This is a genomic window from Bacillus sp. G402, assembly GCF_051172515.1.
Taxonomy (GTDB): Bacteria; Bacillota; Bacilli; order Bacillales; family Bacillaceae; genus Bacillus; species Bacillus altitudinis.
Map to the genome: position 1 here is coordinate 589,757 of NZ_JBPIZC010000001.1, position 23,972 is coordinate 613,728.

Sequence of the window (23,972 nt, forward strand, 5' to 3'; positions counted from 1 at the left end):
ACATAGAATAAGTCGTGAGTTGACTGACAAGAAAGGTGAAGCGAAATGAAGGAAGAACTGAATACAAATCAAGAACAGGAACGGATGGAGCTGGACGAAGAAAGTCTATTTCTTGTCTCCCAAACATTTAAAGCCTTATCTGATCCGACGCGTATTCGTATTCTGCATTTGCTGTCTCAAGGTGAACATTCAGTAAATGATATAGCAGAAACACTAAACCTTATGCAATCAACCGTATCTCATCAGCTGCGCTTTTTAAAAAATCTTCGTCTCGTGAAATCTAGACGAGCAGGGACCTCGATTTTTTACAGTCCTGAAGATCAGCATGTGATGGAAGTGCTTGAACAAATGATACACCATGCACAGCATGATTGAGAAAAAACCTTCCTACTTTTATATAGGAAGGTTTTTTATGCATGATGTACTTGGGTTGATCGTTTATTTGCTTTCATCATTTGATAAGAAAACACAATATAGTAAGCCGCTAGAAGGAAAAAGCTGAGTATTGTCAGCGCATCATCGCTGACAATATGCTGATACAATTCAACGATATCCATTTTGGTGATCGCATGTGTTGTCAGATTGACCGATTTAAATGCAAGCCTAGATAAAAACAAACATAAAATAAAGCTTTCAATCCATTTACTTGTTTTCATATACAGCCGGCCATTTTCTAATTTCATCTGAATCGTCTGATAGGCGTGAACGGCGAGACTGCTCCCGAAGATCATGCCAATGACGGCATAGATAAAAATACTGTGATTTTGCCATCCTTCTGATAAGAGAATAAGGGCAGTGAGACTAAATACATACATTCTCATGAAAAGATTTACCGGGCGCACAAGCTGATAGCGTCTCATTCGATTCATTCGAATGATGATCCAGACGAGCATGACGATCCCGATCATGAACAACTGCCATACGTGATGTGTCATGATGCAACCTCCTCCTGCACAGGCAGGGATGTAAACGAATGCTGGCTGTTACTTATCATTACCATTCTTTCTTTTTTTATCAAATCAAAACCTATATTTATGAAAAAGAGGAAAAGTCATGAAAATCGATCGCATTTTGTCCATTGTGATGATACTGATTAGCAAACGGCAAGTACAGGCGAAAGACCTCGCTGAACTACATGAAGTGAGCGTAAGAACCATATACCGTGACATTGATACGATTAATCAAGCGGGGATTCCAGTCGTCACAAAACAAGGCGCAGGGGGTGGAATTTCACTCGTTGACGACTATCGTCTAGAGAAAAAATTATTCACCGATGATGATATTGAACTGATTTTAACAGCTCTTGAAAGCATTACGAGTGCATACACCTTTAAAGAAAGTGAACATGTACTAAAGAAAATGAAATCCCTGATCCCGCCTCAAAATGAGAAACAGCAACATGTCTTTATTGATTTAAGCTCTTGGGGGAAAGACAGCTATTTAGAAAAGAAGCTCCAGCTCATTCATACCGCTGCCTCAGCGCATCAATATATCCAGTTCACCTATCGCAATGCAAAAGGCGAAACACTTCCTAGAAAAGTAGAGCCTTATACACTTGTCTTAAAAGGAAGACACTGGTATTTGTATGCGTATTGCTGCGTGAAAAAAGCGTTTCGTCTGTTTAAACTCAAAAGAATGTCAGACCTTATCACGCATTCAGTATCTTTTCTTCCTAAACGAATAAAAAATGAAGACAAGCCTTGGAATGATTCTTGGCACGAAGAACCTTCCGTCAGTACACTAACGCTCAGGTTGACTGAAGATTCTGTTGGTAAAGTGAAGGAATGGATAGATGAAAATGAATTCACCGTATGTGCAGATGGTACGTATCTTGCCACAATCACGTTGCCTCAGGATGATTGGTTATATAGCTTTCTTTTTTATTTAGGGCCAGATGTCGACATTGTCTCTCCGCTATCCGTTCGGGAAGCATTTGATCTCAAGTTGAAACAATTTCAAAAACCAAAAGGAACTTGACACAACGTTGTCAGGTTTCTTTTTATATGATGGAAAAAAAGGAGATGAGAATGTATGTACGATATCGTGATTTTACAGAAACAATGGATCAAGGGATTATCTGTTCGAACAACAAATGAAATGGAGCAAACAAACGAGCGGAAGATTGCTCCGCTTTGGCAGCAATTTTTCACGCAGCAGCTTCGCGGAGGACATGCGCCAGTCATAGGGCTGTATTCAGATTATGAAAAGGATGAAAATGGCGCTTATTTGTTCACAGCGGGGCAATTGGTTGACCAGCAGCTAGCACAAGATGCAAAAGAGATTCCAGGCTCCACCTACGCAAGATTTCAAACGAGAAAGGGCCCGATTGAAGAGGTTGTGTTTGAAACATGGCAGCAGATTTGGAGCTGGGATCAGCGTTACTTGCGAACATATACTGGCGATTTTGAATGGTACGACGAACGATCGATTGATCCAAAAGAAGCGCAAGTTGATATTTATATTGCAGTCGATGAAAAAATAGTTGCTAAAACTAATACTATTAGTTAATATAAAACTAACGACATTAGTTTTAGGGGGAAACAAGATGAGATTGACAACATTTGACCGTTTGCACCAGCTTACACTCATGCCACGTATTTTTCCGGTAAATTGTTATGTATTTGAGGAAGAGAATGAACTCATCTTAATTGATGCAGCTTTGAAAATGGCAGCAAGCTCGATCATTGAATTTGCACATCAATTAAACAAACCCATTAACAAAATTATTCTGACTCATAGTCATATGGATCATATTGGCGCACTAGATGAAGTGAAAAAGGCTTTTCCAGAGGCAGTTGTTTATTTATCGAAACGAGATGCTCGCCTGTTTGCTGGCGATTTCTCTTTACTTCCTGGTGAACCAGAGAAAAAAGTCAAAGGCAGTTTTTCAAAAGACATTCTCACAAAACCAGACGTGCTTGTTGAAGAAGGGGACGAGATTGGGTCACTTAAAGTCATTGCCACACCAGGACATACACCAGGAAGCATCTCTTTATACGATGAAAAGTCAGGGGTTGTCATTGCGGGTGATGCAGTTGTGACAAAAGGCGGTTTATTTGTAACGGGTGAGTTTCGCTTCACCTTCCCATTCCCGGCTTTTGCCACTTGGGATGCAGAAACAGCACTAAAAAGCGCTGAAAAATTACTGGCACTTCGCTTGTCTTGTCTCGCAGCAGGACATGGTGATCTCATCATAGAGCCTGAGGCAAAGCTCAAAGCCGCTATCGAAAAAAGGAAGCATCAGCTACAAAAGGGAGGACAGTAAGCCATGTCTCCAAGAATGGGTATCACACAAGAAAAAATTGTTGAATCTGCCATCGAATTTGTCGATGAGGAGGGCTTTTCCGCTTTGACCATTGCTACATTGTCCAAACGGCTTAACATCAGACCACCATCTCTTTACAACCATATATCCGGTCTTCATGAAATACAGGCAGCTCTTGCTGTCAAGGGGCTGACAATGCTTTGTGAGGCCGGCAAACAAGTAACAGCGGGGCTGGAAAAAGAAGACGCTGTTTTAGCATTTGCAAGACAATATGTTCAATTTGTTCGTCAGCATCCCGGCCTTTATGAGGCTGCTTTTTCACATATGAATGAAAGAGAAGTCAGTGTGGCTGCAGAGAATCTTGCTGATCTTGTCCAATCCATCATGTCTCGTTTTGGTGTAAAAGAAGAGGACATGACGCATGTCGTCAGAGGGCTTAGAAGCTTACTGCACGGCTTTGGAGATATTTCAAACAAAAAAGGATTTCAACGGAAAGAACAGCTTGAAGATAGTGTGAGCTATGCGGTCCGTCTTTATATTGCAGGCATCAAAGAGCAAGAAGATCTGTCTCATTGACAGGTCTTTTTTATGTATCGAACCGATTTGATGAAGGAGATGTAAACAAATCAAAACATTTTTTGGGCAAAAAACCAATAAAGATTTGACAGTTTTGTGAAACATGGTATGCTTATTATGTGAAATAATTCACATAGAGGAGTAGAGGCAGATGAAAAGAAAGCCTGTTTATGTGGAAACAACCATTCAAGCACCTATTGAAAAAGTATGGGAGTATACGCAAAATCCAAAGCTTCATGAACAATGGGATTTGCGATTTTCGACCATTTCATTAAATGGACCTAGTGATGAACAGCCCCAATCCTTTTTGTATGAGAAACACCTTGGATTTGGCATTAGTGTAACTGGGACAGGAGCGTATCGAACGAGCGTGAAGGATGAGCGTCATGAAAGAGCATCCTCACTTCAATTTAAATCATCACACCCTTTGTCTTTCATCAAAGAAGGCGGAGGGTATTGGAAATACATGAAAACGAATGATCACATTGTGTTTCAAACGCAATTTGATTATGAAACAAAGGAAGGAAAAGGGTGGAAATGGGCAGACCGGTTCTTTTTTCGGCCAATGATGGGGTTTATGACTGCCTTTAGCTTTGGCGCATTAAAGACGTGGCTTGAAAAGGGAACGCATCCCCGTTTGCTTCTTGAAAGAACACTTGCCCATTATGGCATTTGTTTGTTGTTTGCCATCGTCTGGTTATGTCAAGCGATCATTCCTTTTTCACCTTCTGCTTTTGATCATAGCACCGGATTTCGATTGTTTTATGCGCTATTAGGTGTATCATGGCTCATGCCTAAACTGCCAAAAAAATATATATTCATCCTTCAAAGCATCTTTCTGCTACTGATGCTTGGTATAGGGATTTTATCGCCAGAAACGACTCTGCACGAGCCGCTGGTGCTGAGTGCATTTTTCATTTTATCCGTTGCAGGAATGATCAATTTAAAAGATTGTGTAGATGTGTTTTCGATCAAACGAAAAAGGGGAGGTAGACATGGTCGTTCATCATCATCAAGTAAAGGACTACGATAAGCTGCATCCAACATTAAAAGAACGTTATAACCGCGCGTTTACGGCCGAAGGCATCATGGAGGAAATAGGAGGCGGGACAAAGCTCATCCGATTGTTATTCAAAATCGGTCCATTGTTTCGCTGTTTTTTTCCTGAAAGAGGGCGAAATATTCCCTTCCAAATTGTGAACAAGCCTTTTACGACAAGTAAGGGAGAAGAAGGGATGCACTGGTTTCGAACGTTCTATTTTCCTGACAAGGAAAGACATTTTGATGCAGATATGATCATTGATCAGAAGAGCCATCAAGTACTAGACTACTTTGGAAAACCTAGGCTTCTTGTGTCAGAGCTTCATTTTACAGTCACGGAAAAAGGATTCTTGCACATTCAATCAGGTAAGCAAAAGTTTTTGCTGTTTGGGCGGGAATGGCCACTGCCTTCTTGGCTTTATGGTGAATCTGATGTAACGGAAGGTTACGATGAGCATGCAGGTGAGTATACGATTGATGTTCAAGTGAAAAATCGCCTTTTTGGCACTCTTTTTACGTATAAGGGCCGGTTTACGGAAAGGGTGTCACCTCATGAATAAATGGCATTTGATGTGTAGCATCATGTTGCTGTCCTGCTTTCTCGTTACACGTTTGACGACAGCTCCCATACCAGAATTTTTTGTTTTGATTGCGATTTTATTTTTTCTTCCCGCTTTCTTACACTTTTTTTATCAGGAAGAGAAGAAACGGCAGCAGAAGGGGCTGATCGGCTTCATAATGAAAGCCTTTCCAGTAGCAGCTCTATGTGCAACAGGCGCATTCATCTTTCACTCTCTTTGGCTTGCATTGGGATGGCTTTTCTTTACAATGATTCTGGCTTTATTTGGTTTCACCCGTTTGCTGAAAAGAGAGGCCCATCCGCTTCATGAGCTGATGATCGATGGAGCATGTATGTATATCGCTCTAGGTGGACTTTGGTTCTGGCTGTACATAGCAGATATACAAGTGATGACATTTTCACCGATGATTGTACTTTTGACCGCTATTCATTTTCATTATTCGGCTTTTTTTATCCCTATCTTTTATGGATTATTGGGGAGGCAGCGGAAAAAAGAGACGACGCTATACAAAGTGGGTGGCTGGGTTATTTTACTGTCGCCAGTGATGATTGCTGTGGGAATCAGCTATTCTCGCCTGTTTGATACGTTCAGCGTCGTTCTTTATGTGATCGCACTTTATTTGTATGGAATTTTATGTATGACAACTTCTTTTCGTTCAACTGTCGCAAAAGGGTTCGTTGTGTTTTCTAGCATCATGTTAATGGGAACCATCGTCCTATCATTCCTTTATTCTGCCGGAATGCTTTTACATGTTACCTACATCAGCATGGATCAAATGATTTGGTTTCATGGCAGTATCAATGCAAGTTTGGTTATTTTACCAGGCCTCATTGGATGGTTGATTGAAAGACCAGCTGATCGATTGAAACAGAAGGATTTTCCGGTATCGAGAGTTCACGGTCGTTTTCAGATCATGTCTTTTCAACATGACCACTTGCAGCATGATGAGAAGATTGGTTTAGTCGATTCTCTTGACCAATTAAATGGAAAGGCATTTTCAGCAGAGAGTGTGTCACCTGTTATTCGCAGATTTTATGAAGACCCGATGTCCTTTACGTTAAAAGCAGCCGTCTGTTTTCATTGGTGGGTAAGGCCGTTTGTCTTTTTGCTTCAACCTGTTTTTAGACAAATAGGACAGCTCTATTTAGGGTCATCACGAATGCCATATGAAATGCCGGGGAGTCTTTCAAGATTTCAACATCCTCTTGAAGAAAGGAAGAATGTACGTGTGTGGATCAGGCGCAATGAGAAAGGCGAGCAAGTCTTTTATGCGCTCTATGCTCAGCACCATGATGAAGAGACAGTCTATATGAATATTGCTTTGCCGCTTCCTTTTTCACAGCTTACGGCTATTTTAAAACCTTTGAATGAAAAGGAAGATTTTCTATTAAAAAGTAAAAGTCCAAAAGGCAGTACGGGTGATGAAGGATTGTATTTGCATACGTCTTTCATCACCATGAAACTGCCAATGGAAGAAAGCTTTCATATGAAACCGGAGACGGAAAAAAGTCTCACAGCAATTCATCAAATGAAGCTATTCGGTATTCCTTTTTTAACGATTCAGTATCAAATCGACAGTGAAAGCCACTCATCTTAATCAATGATGTCGCATGGTTCACCGTGACGAATGATGTTCACAATCGCTTGCCCATCACTCGGATGATGATCTGCATACTGTACTGGCAGTAAAGCAAAAAATACATAGTAGACTGAGAAGTAAGCAAATTGATAGAAAAATTGATGTTCTGGCAGGAAATCGTTGGCGATCATTGTGTTCAATATGAGAACACTGAGCAGGTTGCATAATGATCCGCCTAAGTAGACAAGAATGTGTGAGAAACGGTTATTTCTCCTCATTTCTTCATAGTGGCAAAATGCATCTAGAAAATAGATTCTTCTAATTTCAACGACGCCTATTTTCAATACTTTTTTGCCTCTGCCAAGTGCAAACGAAACCTTTGCTCCAAACAGCCAGGCGACTACAATATGGCCCAGCTGATGCAAGATGGCAACGATAGGAAGAATGACGAAAAACGACCAGCAAAACGTCCACATATCTGATAATGTAAACAAGTGTTAACCCTCCCTGAAATATTCGAGAGGAAGCAGTAGGATTATTTGCCATTTTACCGAATTCATTTTCATGATGCAAACATTTAATAGACTACTATAAAATGATTATGTAAACTAAAAAATTTCAATCAATAGTCTTTTTAACCCTTTCTTTTAGAAGAGTAGGGTGTGCTACAATTAAGAAATTAGTGGAAGACAAGTGGTCATCTAGCAGAAGAAAAATGTGACCTTTTTTATGAAAGATTGAAAGGGAGAGAGATTCTAATGGCAGATATTGAACAGTTTTTAGCATTAGACATTCGTGTTGGGACGATAGTAGAAGCAGAGTTCTTTGCAGAAGCGAGAGTGCCTGCTTTCAAGCTGAAGATTGACTTTGGGGATGAGATTGGCATAAAACAATCTAGTGCACAGCTGACAAAACGATATCAGGCTGAGAATCTCACTGGGAAACAAATTATTGCAGTGGTCAATTTCCCGCCAAGAAGAATTGCCGGGTTTAAATCAGAGGTGCTTGTCTTAGGAGGCATGCCGTCAAAAGAAGACGTTGTCCTGCTTGCCACAGATGAGCCGGTTGAAAATGGCACCAAAATAGGGTAAGAAAAAAGACATCTTCATCAGAAGATGTCTTTTGCGTATTGAGGCGGAATAACCACACGCCACATTCGTGTGTGTCTCAAAGAGACATGTTACCCGACTTACACAATTCAGCTCATCGCTTGATTAATATAGCATGGGATTGGTATGAATGCAACCATTATTTGAGTTCTCTTTGTTTTTGGAAGAAAAAAAGAAGGTTCATCTCCTCATATCATAGAAAAAATGACAAGAAATCAATTATTTGGATTATTTTTTCAAAAAATATTGAAAAGTCAGATCATATTTTATAAAATGAATTCATCTTAGTTTGTTTAATCGATAAACTAAGATGGCGATCATCTATTGTTTAAAGCACATGATTTGCTGCTATGTGGGCTAAGCTGAAAGAAAGAGCTGTTCAGCTTCATTTTTACAACGAATTGAAAGCGCTTTATTTTCGACCTATTGATTGCTGCTGCCCTGCACCATCTGTCCGTTAGAAGAGGCTAAGTGAAGAAGGGAGAAAACTCATGGTGAGTGAGAATTTAAAGAAGATTCGTATGTCTGAAAAAGTGGGGTATGCTTCAGGAGATTTCGCATGTAATTTAATTTATGCAACTGTCTCTACGTATCTATTATTTTTTTATACGGATGTGTATGGATTATCAGCAGCAGCAGCAGGGACGATGTTTTTGGTGGTTCGGGCCATCGATGCGCTTGCAGATCCGTTTATTGGGGCGATGGTTGACCGAACGAACAGCCGTTTTGGCCGGTTTAGACCTTATTTGTTATTTGGTGCGTTACCTTTTGCCGTTCTTGCCATTCTTTGTTTTACGACACCGGATTTTTCCGAAATGGGAAAACTCATTTATGCGTACATCACGTATGTTGGTTTATCGCTTACATACACGTTCATCAATGTTCCTTATGGTGCTTTAACTTCCGCAATGACAAGAAATAACCAAGAGGTCGTCAGTATTACGTCTGTTCGTATGCTTTTTGCAAATCTCGGTGGTTTAGTGGTTGCTTTTTTTGTTCCGTTTCTTGCGACGTTTTTGAGTGATACAACAGGAAATACAGCACTTGGCTGGCAGATCACGATGGCATTTCTCGGCGTACTTGGGGGCGGATTACTGATTTTCTGTTTTAAAAGTACGAATGAGCGCGTCACGCTTCAAAAGCCAGAGGAAAAGATCAAGTTCAGTGATCTCTTTGTCCAGTTACGAGTGAATCGTCCGCTTGTTGTGTTAAGCATATTTTTTATCATTATCTTTGGTGTGAACTCGATCAGCAACTCAGTCGGGATCTATTATGTGACGTATAACCTCGGCAGAGAAGATTTAGTGAAGTGGTACGGCCTGATTGGCAGTCTGCCAGCTTTAATGGTGTTGCCGTTTATTCCTAAGCTACACAAGTTGTTAGGAAAGAAAAAGCTGCTGAATTATTCATTATTGCTGAATATTGTAGGCCTTCTTGCCTTACTTGTGATCCCGCCGAGTCAAATCACTTTAATACTTATTTTCAGGCTCGTTGCGGCTGCAGGGAGTATTACAGCAGGTGCTTACATGTGGGCACTCATTCCTGAAACCGTTGAATATGGCGAATATAAAACAGGGAAAAGAATGGGTGGACTGATTTACGCAGTGATTGGCTTCTTCTTTAAATTTGGGATGGCCTTAGGCGGCATCGTTCCAGGGCTTGTCCTTGACCGATTTGGTTATATTGCAAATCAAGTGCAAACACCAGAAGCTTTACTGGGCATTTTAATCACGACAACGGTGATTCCTGTATGTTTACTCATTTTAGCGATGGTTGATATTAATTTTTATAACCTAGATGAAGAAAAACATAAAAAAGTCATACGAGAGCTTGAGAATAGAGATAAGGTGTATATCGATCATATGGACGACTTTAAAATGTAGCTCTCTGAAAGAGGAGGAAATTCAATGAACATTACCAATCCAGTGCTCAAAGGGTTTAACCCTGACCCAAGTATTTGCCGTGCGGGAGAGGACTATTACATGGCGGTTTCTACATTTGAATGGTTCCCGGGGGTGCAAATTTATCACTCGAAGGATCTCGTCCACTGGCGGCTCGCCGCGCGTCCCTTGCAAAAAACTTCTCAACTCGATATGAAAGGAAATCCTGATTCCGGCGGGGTATGGGCGCCGTGTTTAAGTTATGCGAATGGTCAGTTTTGGCTCATCTATTCAGATATTAAAGTAGTAGATGGTCCGTTTAAGGATGGTCATAATTATTTGGTCACAGCTGATGCAGTAGATGGCGAGTGGAGCGATCCGGTTCGACTCAATAGTTCTGGGTTTGATCCTTCCTTGTTCCATGATCCAAGCGGAAAGAAATACGTGTTGAATATGCTGTGGGACCATCGAGAAAAACATCATTCTTTTGCAGGTATAGCCTTACAGGAATATAGTGTATCTGAAAAAAAACTGGTCGGTGAGCGGAAGGTCATTTTTAAAGGCACGCCAATCAAACTGACAGAAGCCCCGCATCTTTATTACATCAATGATGTCTATTATTTATTAACAGCTGAAGGGGGAACACGTTACGAACATGCAGCCACAATCGCGCGTTCCTCGCGTATTGATGGGCCGTACGAGGTTCATCCTGACAACCCAATTTTAACGGCTTTTCACACGCCTAGCCATCCACTACAAAAATGCGGGCATGCTTCCATTGTACAAACGCATACAAATGAATGGTATTTGGCTCATCTGACTGGCCGCCCAATTCATTCAAGTAAGGAATCCATTTTTCAGCAAAGAGGCTGGTGCCCTTTAGGAAGAGAGACGGCCATACAAAAGCTTGAATGGAAAGATGGCTGGCCGTATGTGGTAGGCGGAAAAGAAGGGATGCTAGAGGTTGAAGCGCCTGCTATGAGCGTAAAAGAGTTTTCTCCAACCTATCACATAGTCGATGAATTTAAAGATTCATCGTTAAATAGACATTTCCAAACTTTAAGAATCCCATTTACGGATCAGATTGGTTCAGTGACAGAAAACCCACATCATTTAAGGCTGTATGGGCAGGAATCTTTAACGTCTAAATTTACCCAAGCATTTGTTGCGAGGCGCTGGCAAAGCTTTTATTTTGAAGCAGAGACAGCGGTTTCCTTCTTTCCGAAAAACTTTCAGCAAGCGGCAGGTCTTGTGAATTATTATAATACGGAAAATTGGACTGCACTTCAGGTGACTTATGACGAGGCGCTTGGCCGTATCCTTGAATTATCTGTGTGTGAAAATCTGGCCTTTTCTCAGCCGCTAATTAAAAAAATCATCATCCCAGACGAGATTCCGTATGTGTATTTAAAAGTGACCGTTCAGAGAGAGACATACACGTATTCTTATTCTTTTGATCAACAAGAGTGGGAAAAAATAGATGTACCGCTTGAATCGACTCATTTATCAGATGATTTTATTCGAGGAGGGGGGTTCTTTACAGGGGCTTTTGTCGGAATGCAGTGCCAAGACACAAGCGGCGAACATCTGCCTGCCGATTTTAAGTATTTTCGATACGAAGAAACAACTGAATAAAAAAAGACAACACTCTAAAGGCTGTCTCTCTTTAACATGTATTCCATTATGGTGAAGGCGTGACATCTCGCAAAAAAGCTTCAGTGACAAGAGATGTCATCCCTAAGGCTGGTGCGTTTTGTCCTAATGACGAAGGGAGTAGCTCCACCCGTGAGCTGAATTGTGCATCCATTCTAGAGGATACTTCATCTTGAATGACACTTAGAACGGCCTGCTCAGATTCAATGACTTTGTTTCGTAAAATAACGGCTTGTGGGTTGAAGGTATGCAAAACGTTTGTGAGACCTACCCCAATGTAAAAGCCAAAGTTACGCAAGGCATTGAGTGTCTTCATATCATTTAACTTCGCCAGCCGCTCAATATCTTGATAGGTGAATGGCTGACCATCTGTTTGGAGCGATTGGAACAGTGCTTTCTCAGATGCATACAGTTCCCAGCAACCACGATTTCCGCAGCTACATGTCGGTCCATTAAAGTCGATCGTCATATGTCCCATTTCACCAGAAAAACCGTTTGTACCTCTATATAAATGATGATTGATAATGATGCCTATTCCAATACCAGTGCCGATACTTGCATAGATCAGATGGTCATAATGTTTAGCAGCACCGAAGATTTTTTCACCGTACGCACCGGCATTTGCTTCATTCTCGATAAAAACCGGTACTTGGAATGTGTCTTGGAGACTTGTTTTTAGATCGACATTTTTCCATTTTGAATGAGGCGTAAACACAATTTGTTCATCTGCATCGACCAGACCAGGTATACAAATCCCTATACCAATCAGCCCGTATGGAGAAGAAGGAATGTGTGAACGTAACTGCTGAATCAATTCAATTAAAATACGGACGGTCACATCAGGTGTGCTGGATGGGAGCTTGAGCTGCTCATTATGAATAATCGACCCTTCAAGGTCTGTTAAAATGCCGTTGACATAATCAACACCGACATCAATGCCGATAGAGTAACCTGCACGTTTATTAAACATGAGAAGCACGGGTCTTCTTCCGCCGCTAGATTCGCCTTGACCGATTTCATAAACAAGATGTTCTTTCATTAATGTACTCACTTGAGAAGAAACGGTCGATTTATTTAACCCAGTGCGTTCAGATAATTTTGCTCTGGAAATTGGTGCATGGTGCAGAATTTCGTTTAGCAATAGCTTTTGATTTATTTTTTTCACAAAGTTCTGATCCGCAATATCCATTGTATCCACTCCATTTGTTTCGTCTTTAGATTAAGTGAAGAAAAGCCGTTTTTTGTCGTGTTCATTCTCTATAAAACATGCTTTTCACTTTATTATAACGAAAATATTTCTAAAAAACTAAAAAATATGGAAAATTCAAAGAGATTAGTTGGTCAACTCGTTCATTTGTTTGTTGACTCAACTTACTAAGTGAATATATAGGGGGAATCACTTATGGTCAAATCAAATATGACTTCGTTAAGTCGTTTACAGGGGATTGGCAACATTCAATATGAAGGAAAACATTCAAAGAACCCATTCGCATTTAAATACTATAATCCGAGCGAAAAGATTGGCGGAAAGACAATGAAAGACCACCTGCGATTTTCCGTCGCTTATTGGCATACATTGACTGCTGATGGAACAGACATGTTTGGAACTGGCACGATGAAAAGGGCCTGGGATTCTTATAGCGGAATGGATTTGGCGAAAGCTAGATTGGAAGTGGCTTTTCAGCTCTTTGATCTATTGGATGTTCCGTATTTTTCATTCCATGACCGTGATATTGCACCAGAGGGCGACACGCTTCAAGAGACCAATCAGCAGTTAGACATCATCATAGAAAGAATGAAAGATTACATGCAGCAAAGCGGGGTTCGGCTTCTATGGAACACGGCTAATATGTTTAAGCATCCAAGATTTGTTCACGGTGCAGCGACATCCTGTCATGCAGATGTATTTGCCTATGCAGCTGCACAAGTGAAAAAGGGCATCGAAACAGCAAAGGAACTCGGCGCAGAAAATTATGTTTTCTGGGGAGGACGAGAAGGTTACGACACACTGCTGAATACAGATATGAAAAGAGAGCTTGACCATTTGGCGACCTTTTTGCATATGGCGGTCGATTATGCAAAAGAAATTGGATTTACAGGTCAATTTTTAATTGAGCCAAAGCCGAAGGAACCGACTACTCATCAATATGATACGGATGCAGCGACATCGATCGCCTTTTTAAAACAATATGGATTGGATACACACTTTAAATTAAATATCGAGGCCAATCATGCGACATTAGCGGGTCATACGTTTGAGCATGAGCTGCGTGTAGCAAGAATTCATGGACTGCTCGGTTCCGTTGATGCCAACCAAGGAAACTCCCTTCTAGGATGGGACACCGATGAATTCCCAACGGATTTATATGCCACAACACTCGCCATGTATGAAATTTTGCAAAATGGCGGACTTGGAACAGGCGGTCTCAATTTTGATGCAAAAGTCAGAAGAGCCTCCTTTGAACTGGAAGATCTTCTGTATGCCCATATTGCGGGGATGGATGCATTCGCAAAAGGGCTGCGGGTGGCTCATAGACTCATAGAAGACCGTGTGTTTGAAGATGTGATCAAGCACAGGTACCGCAGTTTTTCTGAAGGAATTGGACTGGAGATTTCAGAAGGAAAGGCAAACTTTCATACATTAGAAGAATATGCACTGAAACATCCGCTCATCAGAAACGAATCTGGTAGAGAGGAACAGCTGAAAGCCAGATTAAATCAATATTTGTTAGAAGATTAATGGAGCGGGCGGATGTTTTGAAGGAGTGAACACATGAAGTATGTGATGGGAATTGATCTTGGAACGAGCGGAGTCAAAGCGATATTAGTAGATGAGAGCGGGAAGGTATGCTGCGAGACGACTAAATCTTACCGCCTCATTCAAAGCAAACCAGGTTATTGTGAGCAAAATCCTGAAGACTGGGTAGAGCAGACGATGGCCGCAATGACAGAACTTATGGAGAGAAAGCCTGTTCAGTCAAGGCAAGTAGAAGGCATCAGTTTTTCTGGACAAATGCACGGACTTGTTTTATTGGATGAATCCCTTCAGGTGCTCAGGCCTGCCATCTTGTGGAATGACACAAGAACAACACCGCAATGCGTGCTCATGACAGAAAAGCTAGGAGGCAGGCTGCAAGCGATCACAAAAAATCAGGCGTTAGAAGGGTTTACACTGCCAAAGTTGTTATGGGTAAAGGAACATGAACCAGAAATTGATCAACGAATCCATTTGTTTTTACTTCCAAAAGATTATGTCAGATATCGATTAACCGGCGCTATTCATATGGACTATTCTGATGCGGCTGGTACGTTACTGTTGGATATGGGAGAACAAACATGGAGTGAGGAGATTTGTCAAACCTTTGATATTCCGATTTGTATTTGCCCGCCGCTCGTTTCATCGGAGGAGAAGGTTGGAACAATTTTGCCGCAGATCGCAAAGGAAACCGGGATGACAGAAGAGGCGAAGGTTTTTGCAGGTGGAGCGGATAATGCTTGCGGTGCCATTGGTGCCGGCATTTTATCATCAGGTCACACATTATGCAGCATTGGCACATCAGGTGTCATTCTTTCCTATGAAGAAAATCATAACAGAGAGCTGAATGGAAACTTGCATTTATTCCATCATGCAAAAAAAGATGCTTTTTATACAATGGGAGTCACTTTATCAGCAGGTTATAGCCTCGATTGGATTAAATCTTTACTTGCTCCAAATGATTCGTTTAAAGACCTTTTAGCCGGAGCAAAGGATATAGCGCCTGGCGCAAATGGATTGCTATTTACGCCATATTTAGTTGGGGAAAGAACGCCTCATGCAGATTCAGTCATTCGTGGAAGCTTCATTGGATTAGACAGCCGGCATGAAAAAGCGCATATGGTTAGAGCTGTGCTTGAAGGAATCACTTTTTCATTAAATGAATCGATCGCTTTATTCAGCCACGCGGGAAAAAGCATTGATTCCATCGTGTCTATTGGTGGAGGTGCGAGAAGTCATACATGGCTTCAAATGCAGGCAGACATTTTTCAAGCTGAGGTGATACAGCTTGAAAATGAGCAAGGGCCCGCGTTAGGTGCAGCGATGCTTGCAGCAGTTGGATGCGGCTGGTACGAGTCACTTGAGGCGTGCGCGGATCAGTTTATCCATCAAGCAGCCGTATTTACACCAAATCAACAGCATGTCGATGTATATGATCATCTCTTTCGTTTGTATCAAAGCATTTATACACACACAAGAGACATTCATGCGGGGCTAGCACAGTATCGATAATCTAATAGTAAGTGGGGCATGAAAGGAGGTGATGAATTCGTTTCATCTTAGAGATGACAGAATCAAAAGGATGAAAAAGGAGAGGAATGGAAGATGAATTTGAGAAAATTAAGACTGTTGTTTGTGATGTGTATTGGACTGACGCTTATTCTGACGGCTGTACCAGCCCATGCGAGAACCATTACGAATAATGAAATGGGTAACCATAGCGGGTACGATTATGAATTATGGAAGGATTATGGAAACACCTCGATGACACTCAATAACGGCGGGGCATTTAGTGCAGGCTGGAACAATATCGGAAATGCTTTATTTAGAAAAGGGAAAAAGTTTGATTCCACTAGAACTCACCATCAACTTGGCAACATCTCCATCAATTACAACGCAAGTTTTAACCCAGGCGGGAATTCCTATCTATGTGTCTATGGCTGGACACAATCTCCATTAGCAGAATACTACATTGTTGATTCATGGGGCACATATCGTCCAACAGGAGCGTATAAAGGATCATTTTATGCTGATGGAGGCACATATGACATTTATGAAACAACCCGTGTCAATCAGCCTTCCATTATCGGGATCGCAACCTTCAAGCAATATTGGAGTGTACGTCAAACGAAACGTACAAGCGGAACGGTCTCCGTCAGTGCGCATTTTAGAAAATGGGAAAGTTTAGGGATGCCAATGGGTAAAATGTATGAAACGGCATTTACTGTAGAAGGCTACCAAAGCAGCGGAAGTGCAAATGTGATGACCAATCAGCTGTTTATTGGCAACTAAAAAAGTCAAAGAAAAGAGCCGGGAGCAAAACTCCTGGCTCTTTCTATCATAATTTTTCAACTTCGACTCTGCCGGAAAAGAACGTCGCACCACCGCCCATATCTGCCAAACGATCAGGTGTGAGGCCATTCACCAAATGTTTTTTGCCTTTTTGGTCTGCCCATAATCCCTGGCTGACAACAACACCAGATAACACATTTTGTCCGACTGACACGATCAGCTCGCATTCTCCTCGATCATTCAGCACACGAACCATGTCCCCATCTTCAATCTGTCTTTCTTTTGCATCTTGTTCATTCATATGAAGCTTCGGAAATTTCTCTAGCTTTTGATGCTTCTCATGAAGAGAGAAGGTGGAATTAAGAAAATTATGGTTTGGTCCCGGTATAAACGTTAGTGGATAATCACTTTCCTTGAATAAAGGTACATAGGTTGGAAGGGCTGGATATCCATCTTTTTTCATTTGTTCAGAGTAAAGCTCAATTTTCCCGCTTGGGGTAGGGAGCTTTAAATCTTCGAAAGGCCCTCGTTTTGCTTTGATCCACTTTTTCTCTTTTAACGCTTGATATGAAATGTTTTCATAATGCGGATTTTCAGGATGATGAAGAGCTTGTTCCATTAGTTCCGCATCTGTGTCTTTAAAGGCTTCATCTTCAAAGCCCATCGCATGAGCCAAAAGACGAAACACTTCTGTGTTTGATTTGCTTTCTCCATAACGTTCTATAACAGGTTCTTGAATTTGAATGTAATGATGCCAGTAAGAAGTATAAAAATCCTCGTTTTCAAAGGCAGATGTAGCTGGCAGAACAATATCCGCATAAGTGGCTGTCTCTGTCATGAACAAGTCATGGACAACCGTAAATAAGTCTTCCCGCATTAAACCGTCTCTTACTTTATTTGCTTCAGGTGTCACAACAGCCGGGTTGCAAGAGTAGACAAAAAGAGAATCAATAGAAGGTTCTGCGTTCGTTAGCACGCTGCCCAGCTGATTCATATTAAATGTTCTAGGTTCGCGTTCCTTTAATAATTCCGGTCGCTGAAGAGCGGTTTCATTATAACTAAGAAAAGAAGAGTTCGATTTCATCGCACCGCCGCCTTTGTGCAGCCATTGACCGGTGAGGGCAGGGAGACAGGAGATGGTTCGAATACTCATGCCGCCATTATCGTGATGCTGTAGCCCATTGCCAATACGAATGAGAGATGGCGATGTCTCTGCGTACATTCTCGCAAGTGTGATGATGTCTTCTTTTGGGACACCCGTGATCTGTTCGACTGTTTCTGGATCGTACTGCTTCACATGCTCGCGAAGTTCATTGTGACCGACCGTGTAAGTCTCTAAAAATGACGCATCTGTGCGGTCTTCTTTAAAAAGGACATGCATGATCCCAAGAGCTAGCGCACTGTCAGTGCCAGGGCGAAGCGGAATGAACCAATCTGCCATCCGGCCCGTTTGGTTTTTGTGTACATCAATGACGACAATTTTAGCCCCTTGCTTTCGAGCTTTTTGTGCCAACGTGATTTGATGCATATTGGTTGAAACCGCATTGATGCCCCAAAAGATAAATAGTTTCGTATGAATGGTTTCTTCTGGGTCTGTCCCGATGCTTGCGCCCATTGTATATTTATAGCCTGTTGTTCCGGCTGACTGACAAATGGTTCGGTCTAGCTGACTTGAGCCAAGTCGATAGAAAAAGCGGCGGTCCATTCCTTCTGCATTAAGATTCCCCATATTCCCATAGAAGCTGTAAGGCAAAATGCTTTCTGGTCCTTTTTCTTCGATCAGCTTTGTCCATTTTTGACGAATGGTTTCAATCGCTTCTTCCCACGTAATTGGTGCAAACTGCCGGTCACCTTTTTGACCTACACGTTTTAATGGTGTTGTCAGACGTTTTTCATCATATAAACGAGCTGTGACATTCCGCACTTTATTGCAAATGTTTCCTTGAGTGACTGGATGATCTGGATCTCCTTGAACTTTAACGATCTTTCCGTTCTCTTTATGTATTAAAAGACCGCACTGATCAGGGCAATCTAACGAACAAACTGATTTGAATATTCCGTCTTTCATTGCTGTGTAATCGGTCATACGTTTAGCTTCCTTTCCGAATTCCGTGATCACTGTACATATGGATTTTATTTTAGCATGTTCAGACGAGGAAGGTAAGGATAAGCATATGAAAAAAAGCCCCTAATGAAAGGGACTTTTAAAAACGGGTGACCTGCACAGGGAATTCTTTGACCCCAAACACAAACGTGCTTTGAATCGGTTTCAGCTGATCTGCCGCACAGGTGATTTCTCGAAACGTACGGAGTAAAATCTCAAGTGCTAGATGAGCCTCAAGCCGGGCGAGAGGAGCACCAAGACAAAAATGGATGCCGAAGCCAAAGCTCAAATGCGGATTTGATTTTCTGTCAAGACGAAACGTATCTGGATCGTCAAACTTCCGTTCATCACGATTCGCAGATGCCACCCAGCTGATGAGATAGTCTCCTTTTTCAATGTGAGAACCGGCAATCTGAACATCCTCTGCTGCAACTCGCCCAATCGCTTGAACAGGCGGATAATAGCGCAGCGTTTCCTCCGTCAATTGAGGAATGAGAGACAGGTCTTGCCGCACTGATTCGGCGATATGCGGCTGCTCTGTTAAAAGTCGTACGGCATTTGTAATTAAATTCGTCGTTGTTTCATTACCAGCAACGAGTAAGAGTATACAAAAGCCAAGCAGTTCATTTTCTGATAAACGCTCACCGTCAATTTCCGCTTGGATGAGAAGGGAGATTAAATCATCGGCTGGCGTTTCTTTTCGTTTTTGGATCAAATGAGCAAAGTACGCTGACAGCTCTTTTTCTGCTTGTTTTTGCATGTCGACAACGGCTTGAACAGCTTCTTTTGAATCATCTTTGGCTCCTGCAACTAGAGCATCTGAATGTTTTTTGATCAGCTCTCTGTCTTTCACTTCTGCCCCGAGAAGCTCGGCGATGATCATGACAGGTAGGGGAGCGGCAAGATCTTGGACAATATCGAAGGTCCGTTGATCCTTTACTTGATGTAATAGATCATGGGTCAAGTCTTTGATCTTTTCTTCTATTTGTTTGATCGCTTTTGGCGTGAAGGCTTTATTGACGAGTGCTCTCATTTTGGTATGTTTTGGAGGGTCCATTGTTAAAATACTCGTTTTAGATGTACTTCTTCCTCGCTGTGATGAAAACACTTTTGGCTGCTTCAGAACGGACTGAATATCAGCATATCGAAAGAGATCCCAGCACTTTCTCGTTTCATCGTATCGAATATCACCCTGCGATCGTAATTCATTGTAGATAGGGAATGGGAAAAGAAGGTCATCTATAGATCGGATTTCTTTCATTGGGATGACATTGACGTAATTTTCTTTTACTTTCATTATGAACGCTCCTTTTTCTCTTGATTCCCTTTCACGGTATCACCACTAAAAACGCATTTCAACGGACATGTTTTCTAAAATATGTCAATAGTCTAATCGAAAGATTCAAACACATTCATCCTATAGGAAAATAGAAAGTCATCAAAAATGATAGCGCTTTCTAAAAACTAGAATTGAAGTCACCGAAACCAAAAATAAAATGGTGAATTCAGTCGAACGAAAGGGTACTATGATTCAAATCTGTATAGTTCTTTTGATCTAAATTGATGATTTGAAAAAACACGGCTAACATACATACCGCAAGCTGTTCAGCGTGCATTCGGGACTTTTGAAAAGTGCTGGCTCTTTCTTGACACGATTTCTCATCATGTTACGATAACTAACGTGCGAAAAACACGAACAAAAAGCGAACAAGGGAGAGGATCAATATCATTGATCAAAAGAAAGTTGCTTTCATTGGAGCAGGTTCTATGGCGGAAGGAATGATTGCAGGTATTGTGCGATCAGGTCAGATGCCGCTCAGCCACATTTACGCAACAAACAAGCAAAATAAGCAGCGATTAAACGAACTAACGAAACGGTACGGAATCCAAACAGCCACAATGGATTCATTTCCTTTTGAAGAGATGGATATGTTGATCCTGGCAATGAAGCCAAAGGATGCTGAAACAGCACTTGAATCATTAAAACCTCATATTCAGAAAGATCAGCTCATCCTGTCTGTGCTTGCAGGTGTGAAATCATCGTATATTGAAGACATGCTGCATGAAGGGCAGCCTGTTATGCGAGTAATGCCAAATACGTCAAGTACGATTGGGGCATCGGCGACCGCTTTATCTGCTGGACGTGATGTGAAAAATGAACATGTAAGCATGAGTCGGGCTCTTTTATCTGAAATGGGAGAAGTGTATACCATTCAGGAAGAGCAAATGGATATTTTCACAGGAATTGCCGGAAGCGGTCCAGCTTATTTTTATTTCTTAATGGAAAGAATCGAAGAGGCTGGAGAAGAAGCTGGCTTATCAAAAGAAATGTCCCGTCAAATCGGTACACAGACACTTCTCGGTGCAGCGAAGATGCTGCAAGAAACAGCTGAAAACCCTTCTGTCCTCAGAGAAAAAATTACGTCACCTAATGGAACAACGGCTGCAGGACTAGATGCATTAGATGATTTTGGCGGAGGAGAAGCCATCAAGCAGGCCGTCAAACATGCCGCCAATCGATCAAAAGAAATAAGTGAACAGCAAAAACAAAAAGTAACGATATAAATAGAGCCTCAATACAGGAGTGATAAGGTGTACGCAGATAAAGAGAGAAAACGAATTGTTGTGAAAATCGGAAGCAGCTCTCTTACTAGCTTTCAAGGTGAGATTAGTTTAAAAAAACTAGAAAACCTCGTCAATCAAATTGTAAAACTCAAAGATGAAGGACACGAAGTCATTTTGGTCTCATCTGGTGCGGTTGCAGCTGGTTACCGAAAATTAGGATTTATTGATAGACCGAAAACACTGCCAGAAAAACAGGCGTCTGCCTCAATAGGGCAAGGGCTTTTAATGGAGTCATATTCTACTTTATTTTTATCGCACGGTTATATTGCTTCACAGCTATTAATTACAAGAAGCGATTTTTCAGATGAAACGCGCTATCAAAATGTGCGAAATACAATGAATGTGTTATTAGATCGAGGGATCATCCCGATTATTAATGAAAATGATACAGTGACGATCAATCGGTTGAAGTTTGGAGATAATGATACATTGTCTGCAAAAGTAGCTGGACTGATTGATGCGGATTTCCTCGCTATTTTATCTGATATTGACGGCTTGTATGAAGATAACCCTCATACAAACCCGAATGCGAAGAGAATTCTAGAAGTCACAGAAATTACAGAAGACATCGAAGCAGCCGCTGGAGATGCGGGAAGCAGCGTTGGCACAGGCGGAATGAAATCAAAACTCGATGCTTTTAAAATTTCAATGGCCGCAGGCATCAATGGCTTTTTGGGAAAAGCCGATACGCCTCACATTTTAGACAAAGCCATTAATGGGACAGAGGACGGCACTTATTTTACAGCTGACGAAAATTTAGCGCCGCTGAATTATAAAAAACAGTGGATTGCTTTTCATTCTGGCCCAAAAGGCGAAATCGTTGTTCAAGAGAAAACACAGGAGCTTCTCATGCATCGTGAGAAAAGTCTGGATTCTGACGGCATAGTCGATGTAAAGGGTTCGTTTAAAAAAGGCGATGTTGTCCGTATTTTAGATCAAGATGAAAGAGAAATAGGGCTTGGCATTGTCAATTATGCGTCCGACGAACTCGCACTGAACGGTGACTTGCTACAGGATGAAGTGGTGCATGTCGTAGATCTTGAAGCGTTTGTTTGTCATTTAGATTTATCAATACCAGTTTGCTAATCATAAGGGAGGAATTTCATGACACTGACAGCTGAAGTTGTCACATCGGTCAAAGAAAAAGCGAAAAAAGCAAAGCACGTATCAAAAAAACTAGGCTTACTTCAAACAGAGGAAAAAAATGAGGCGCTGCTGAAAATAGCAGAAACACTTGAACAGCAAAGTGATTTTATTTTACAGGAAAATCAAAAGGATTTAGAGGCAGGAAAAGAAAAGGGCTTCTCTGAAGCATTAATGGATCGATTAATGTTAAATGAAGAGAGAATTCATGAGTTTGCAGAAAGTTTGCGGCTTGTGACGAGATTAACAGATCCTGTTGGAGAAATATTGGATGAATGGACTCTTGAGAACGGCTTACATGTGAAAAGCCGAAGAGTACCGCTCGGCGTGATCGGGATGATCTATGAAGCGAGACCGAATGTCACTGTCGATGCAGCAGGGCTTGCCCTCAAGGCAGGCAACTCAGTGATTTTAAAAGGCGGTTCCTCCGCTATTTCTTCCAACAAAGCCATCGTCCGCGTCATTCATGAGGCATTGGATCAAACAAAGATCCCTCGTGATGCGGTACAGTTTATTGAACAAACAGACCGTTCATCGGTTCAAGCGATGTTTCATCTAAAAGAGTGGATTGATGTTTTAATTCCGAGAGGCGGGGCTTCTTTAATCAAAACCGTTGTAGAAGAATCGACCATTCCAGTTCTTGAAACAGGGACAGGGAACTGCCATATCTTTATTGATCAAACAGCGAATGTAGAAAAAGCCATTCAGATTGTCATCAATGCGAAAACAAATCGTCCGGCCGTTTGTAATGCGCTTGAGACTCTGATCGTTCATCGCGATTGGCTGAAAGAAAATGGTGCAGCATTGAATGAAGCATTGCTTCAGCATCATGTCACTGTGCATGGAGATCAAGACGCTCAATCTTTCTTTTCCGAAGCGGTTCCTGCGGAGGAAGTGGATTGGACAGATGAGTATTTAAGTCTTGATCTTGCGGTGAAAGTCGTTGACTCAATTGAGGACGCCATTCACCACATTGATCAGTACGGAACGAAACATTCAGAAGCCATCGTAACAGAGGATGAAAAAAACGCACAAATCTTTCTAAACGAAGTCGATGCGGCCGCTGTTTATCATAACGCATCTACACGTTTTACAGATGGCGGTGCACTAGGATATGGCGCTGAAATTGGCATTTCTACTCAAAAACTGCACGCAAGAGGGCCAATGGGACTTCCTGCACTGACAACAACAAAGCTGCTTCTATCTGGTGATGGTCAGATTAGAAGCTAGAATGAATGTAACGAACACTACCTTTCTTCTTGGGGTAGTGTTTTTTTAGTGTATGAGAAAAGAAGAGAGAAAAAGGGGGAACGACATGGAAACGATGCTGAAGCACTGACAACTCTTGAAAAAGAAGACAAAGGGCTAA

22 protein-coding genes are annotated in these 23,972 nt (G+C 41.6%); 17 read left to right on the forward strand and 5 right to left on the reverse strand.

Annotated elements, in window-relative coordinates:
• Positions 1-45 precede the first annotated feature (45 nt).
• Entirely contained in the window at positions 46-375 is a 330-nt protein-coding gene (gene czrA / locus ACSBQP_RS03255; protein WP_007500691.1) for a Zn(II)-responsive metalloregulatory transcriptional repressor CzrA, read from the forward strand.
• A gap of 35 nt (positions 376-410) precedes the next feature.
• On the opposite strand, the gene ACSBQP_RS03260 is transcribed toward czrA, so the two are convergent.
• Entirely contained in the window at positions 411-935 is a 525-nt protein-coding gene (locus tag ACSBQP_RS03260) for a hypothetical protein (protein ID WP_035391760.1), read from the reverse strand.
• Between the two features lie 118 nt (positions 936-1,053).
• Here ACSBQP_RS03260 and ACSBQP_RS03265 point away from each other — a divergent pair, with 118 nt between their 5' ends.
• The 7 genes from ACSBQP_RS03265 to ACSBQP_RS03295 all read left to right on the forward strand — a co-directional run bounded on the left by ACSBQP_RS03265 (position 1,054) and on the right by ACSBQP_RS03295 (position 7,060).
• On the forward strand, positions 1,054-1,977 hold the full coding sequence (locus tag ACSBQP_RS03265) for a helix-turn-helix transcriptional regulator (RefSeq protein ID WP_017359481.1): 924 nt from the start codon (positions 1,054-1,056) through the stop codon (positions 1,975-1,977).
• Between the two features lie 54 nt (positions 1,978-2,031).
• Positions 2,032-2,508 (forward strand): GyrI-like domain-containing protein, encoded by a 477-nt coding sequence (locus tag ACSBQP_RS03270; protein ID WP_017359480.1) that lies wholly within the window; start codon positions 2,032-2,034, stop codon positions 2,506-2,508.
• Between the two features lie 37 nt (positions 2,509-2,545).
• On the forward strand, positions 2,546-3,265 hold the full coding sequence (locus ACSBQP_RS03275) for an MBL fold metallo-hydrolase (protein ID WP_035391762.1): 720 nt from the start codon (positions 2,546-2,548) through the stop codon (positions 3,263-3,265).
• Positions 3,266-3,268: 3 nt separating this feature from the next.
• Positions 3,269-3,841 carry a TetR/AcrR family transcriptional regulator gene (locus tag ACSBQP_RS03280; RefSeq protein WP_035391765.1) on the forward strand — a complete coding sequence of 191 codons (573 nt, stop codon included), beginning with the start codon at positions 3,269-3,271 and terminating at the stop codon, positions 3,839-3,841.
• A gap of 151 nt (positions 3,842-3,992) precedes the next feature.
• On the forward strand, positions 3,993-4,874 hold the full coding sequence (locus tag ACSBQP_RS03285) for a hypothetical protein (RefSeq protein ID WP_007500684.1): 882 nt from the start codon (positions 3,993-3,995) through the stop codon (positions 4,872-4,874).
• Positions 4,837-5,442: a DUF4166 domain-containing protein gene (locus ACSBQP_RS03290; protein ID WP_039963930.1), complete on the forward strand. Its 606-nt coding sequence runs from the start codon at positions 4,837-4,839 to the stop codon at positions 5,440-5,442. The genes ACSBQP_RS03285 and ACSBQP_RS03290 overlap by 38 nt, the downstream gene beginning before the upstream one ends.
• On the forward strand, positions 5,435-7,060 hold the full coding sequence (locus tag ACSBQP_RS03295; RefSeq protein WP_217815854.1) for a YndJ family protein: 1,626 nt from the start codon (positions 5,435-5,437) through the stop codon (positions 7,058-7,060). The genes ACSBQP_RS03290 and ACSBQP_RS03295 overlap by 8 nt, the downstream gene beginning before the upstream one ends.
• Here the strand turns inward: ACSBQP_RS03295 and ACSBQP_RS03300 are convergent.
• Positions 7,057-7,536, reverse strand: coding sequence for a hypothetical protein (locus tag ACSBQP_RS03300; RefSeq protein ID WP_007500681.1), 480 nt, complete (start codon positions 7,534-7,536; stop codon positions 7,057-7,059). The two genes, ACSBQP_RS03295 and ACSBQP_RS03300, sit on opposite strands and share 4 nt — an antisense overlap.
• Before the next feature lie 264 nt (positions 7,537-7,800).
• Between ACSBQP_RS03300 and csaA the strand changes: the two genes are divergently transcribed.
• The 3 genes from csaA (at position 7,801) to ACSBQP_RS03315 (ending at position 11,666) form a co-directional block, all read left to right on the forward strand.
• On the forward strand, positions 7,801-8,133 hold the full coding sequence (csaA, locus tag ACSBQP_RS03305) for a chaperone CsaA (protein ID WP_017367427.1): 333 nt from the start codon (positions 7,801-7,803) through the stop codon (positions 8,131-8,133).
• Positions 8,134-8,642: 509 nt separating this feature from the next.
• On the forward strand, positions 8,643-10,034 hold the full coding sequence (locus ACSBQP_RS03310; RefSeq protein ID WP_007500679.1) for an MFS transporter: 1,392 nt from the start codon (positions 8,643-8,645) through the stop codon (positions 10,032-10,034).
• 24 nt (positions 10,035-10,058) lie between these two features.
• Positions 10,059-11,666 (forward strand): glycoside hydrolase family 43 protein, encoded by a 1,608-nt coding sequence (locus ACSBQP_RS03315; protein WP_435028183.1) that lies wholly within the window; start codon positions 10,059-10,061, stop codon positions 11,664-11,666.
• A 46-nt stretch (positions 11,667-11,712) separates the two neighbouring features.
• Here ACSBQP_RS03315 and xylR read toward each other — a convergent pair whose 3' ends face one another.
• On the reverse strand, positions 11,713-12,873 hold the full coding sequence (gene xylR, locus ACSBQP_RS03320) for a transcriptional repressor XylR (protein ID WP_047946553.1): 1,161 nt from the start codon (positions 12,871-12,873) through the stop codon (positions 11,713-11,715).
• A gap of 213 nt (positions 12,874-13,086) precedes the next feature.
• On the opposite strand from xylR, the gene xylA reads away from it, so the two are divergent.
• From xylA to ACSBQP_RS03335, 3 genes are all read left to right on the forward strand, one after another.
• Positions 13,087-14,424 (forward strand): xylose isomerase, encoded by a 1,338-nt coding sequence (xylA, locus tag ACSBQP_RS03325; RefSeq protein WP_217815852.1) that lies wholly within the window; start codon positions 13,087-13,089, stop codon positions 14,422-14,424.
• 33 nt (positions 14,425-14,457) lie between these two features.
• Positions 14,458-15,951 (forward strand): xylulokinase, encoded by a 1,494-nt coding sequence (xylB, locus tag ACSBQP_RS03330; RefSeq protein WP_435028184.1) that lies wholly within the window; start codon positions 14,458-14,460, stop codon positions 15,949-15,951.
• 93 nt (positions 15,952-16,044) lie between these two features.
• Positions 16,045-16,731 carry a glycoside hydrolase family 11 protein gene (locus tag ACSBQP_RS03335; protein WP_007500674.1) on the forward strand — a complete coding sequence of 229 codons (687 nt, stop codon included), beginning with the start codon at positions 16,045-16,047 and terminating at the stop codon, positions 16,729-16,731.
• Positions 16,732-16,777: 46 nt separating this feature from the next.
• On the opposite strand, the gene ACSBQP_RS03340 is transcribed toward ACSBQP_RS03335, so the two are convergent.
• Together ACSBQP_RS03340 and ACSBQP_RS03345 are read right to left on the reverse strand one after the other, a co-directional pair.
• Complete coding sequence (locus ACSBQP_RS03340; protein WP_202734397.1) at positions 16,778-18,817, reverse strand: molybdopterin oxidoreductase family protein; 2,040 nt, start codon at positions 18,815-18,817, stop codon at positions 16,778-16,780.
• 118 nt (positions 18,818-18,935) lie between these two features.
• On the reverse strand, positions 18,936-20,132 hold the full coding sequence (locus tag ACSBQP_RS03345) for a cytochrome P450 (RefSeq protein ID WP_249668850.1): 1,197 nt from the start codon (positions 20,130-20,132) through the stop codon (positions 18,936-18,938).
• Between the two features lie 470 nt (positions 20,133-20,602).
• Here ACSBQP_RS03345 and proC point away from each other — a divergent pair, with 470 nt between their 5' ends.
• The 3 genes from proC to ACSBQP_RS03360 are packed head-to-tail and all read left to right on the forward strand — an operon-like array spanning position 20,603 to position 23,833.
• Positions 20,603-21,400 (forward strand): pyrroline-5-carboxylate reductase, encoded by a 798-nt coding sequence (proC, locus tag ACSBQP_RS03350; protein WP_007500664.1) that lies wholly within the window; start codon positions 20,603-20,605, stop codon positions 21,398-21,400.
• A 27-nt stretch (positions 21,401-21,427) separates the two neighbouring features.
• The gene (proB, locus tag ACSBQP_RS03355) at positions 21,428-22,546 is read left to right on the forward strand and encodes a glutamate 5-kinase (protein ID WP_019743320.1); all 1,119 of its coding nucleotides are present in this window, start codon (positions 21,428-21,430) and stop codon (positions 22,544-22,546) included.
• Between the two features lie 18 nt (positions 22,547-22,564).
• The gene (locus tag ACSBQP_RS03360; protein WP_025207480.1) at positions 22,565-23,833 is read left to right on the forward strand and encodes a glutamate-5-semialdehyde dehydrogenase; all 1,269 of its coding nucleotides are present in this window, start codon (positions 22,565-22,567) and stop codon (positions 23,831-23,833) included.
• Positions 23,834-23,972 lie beyond the last annotated feature (139 nt).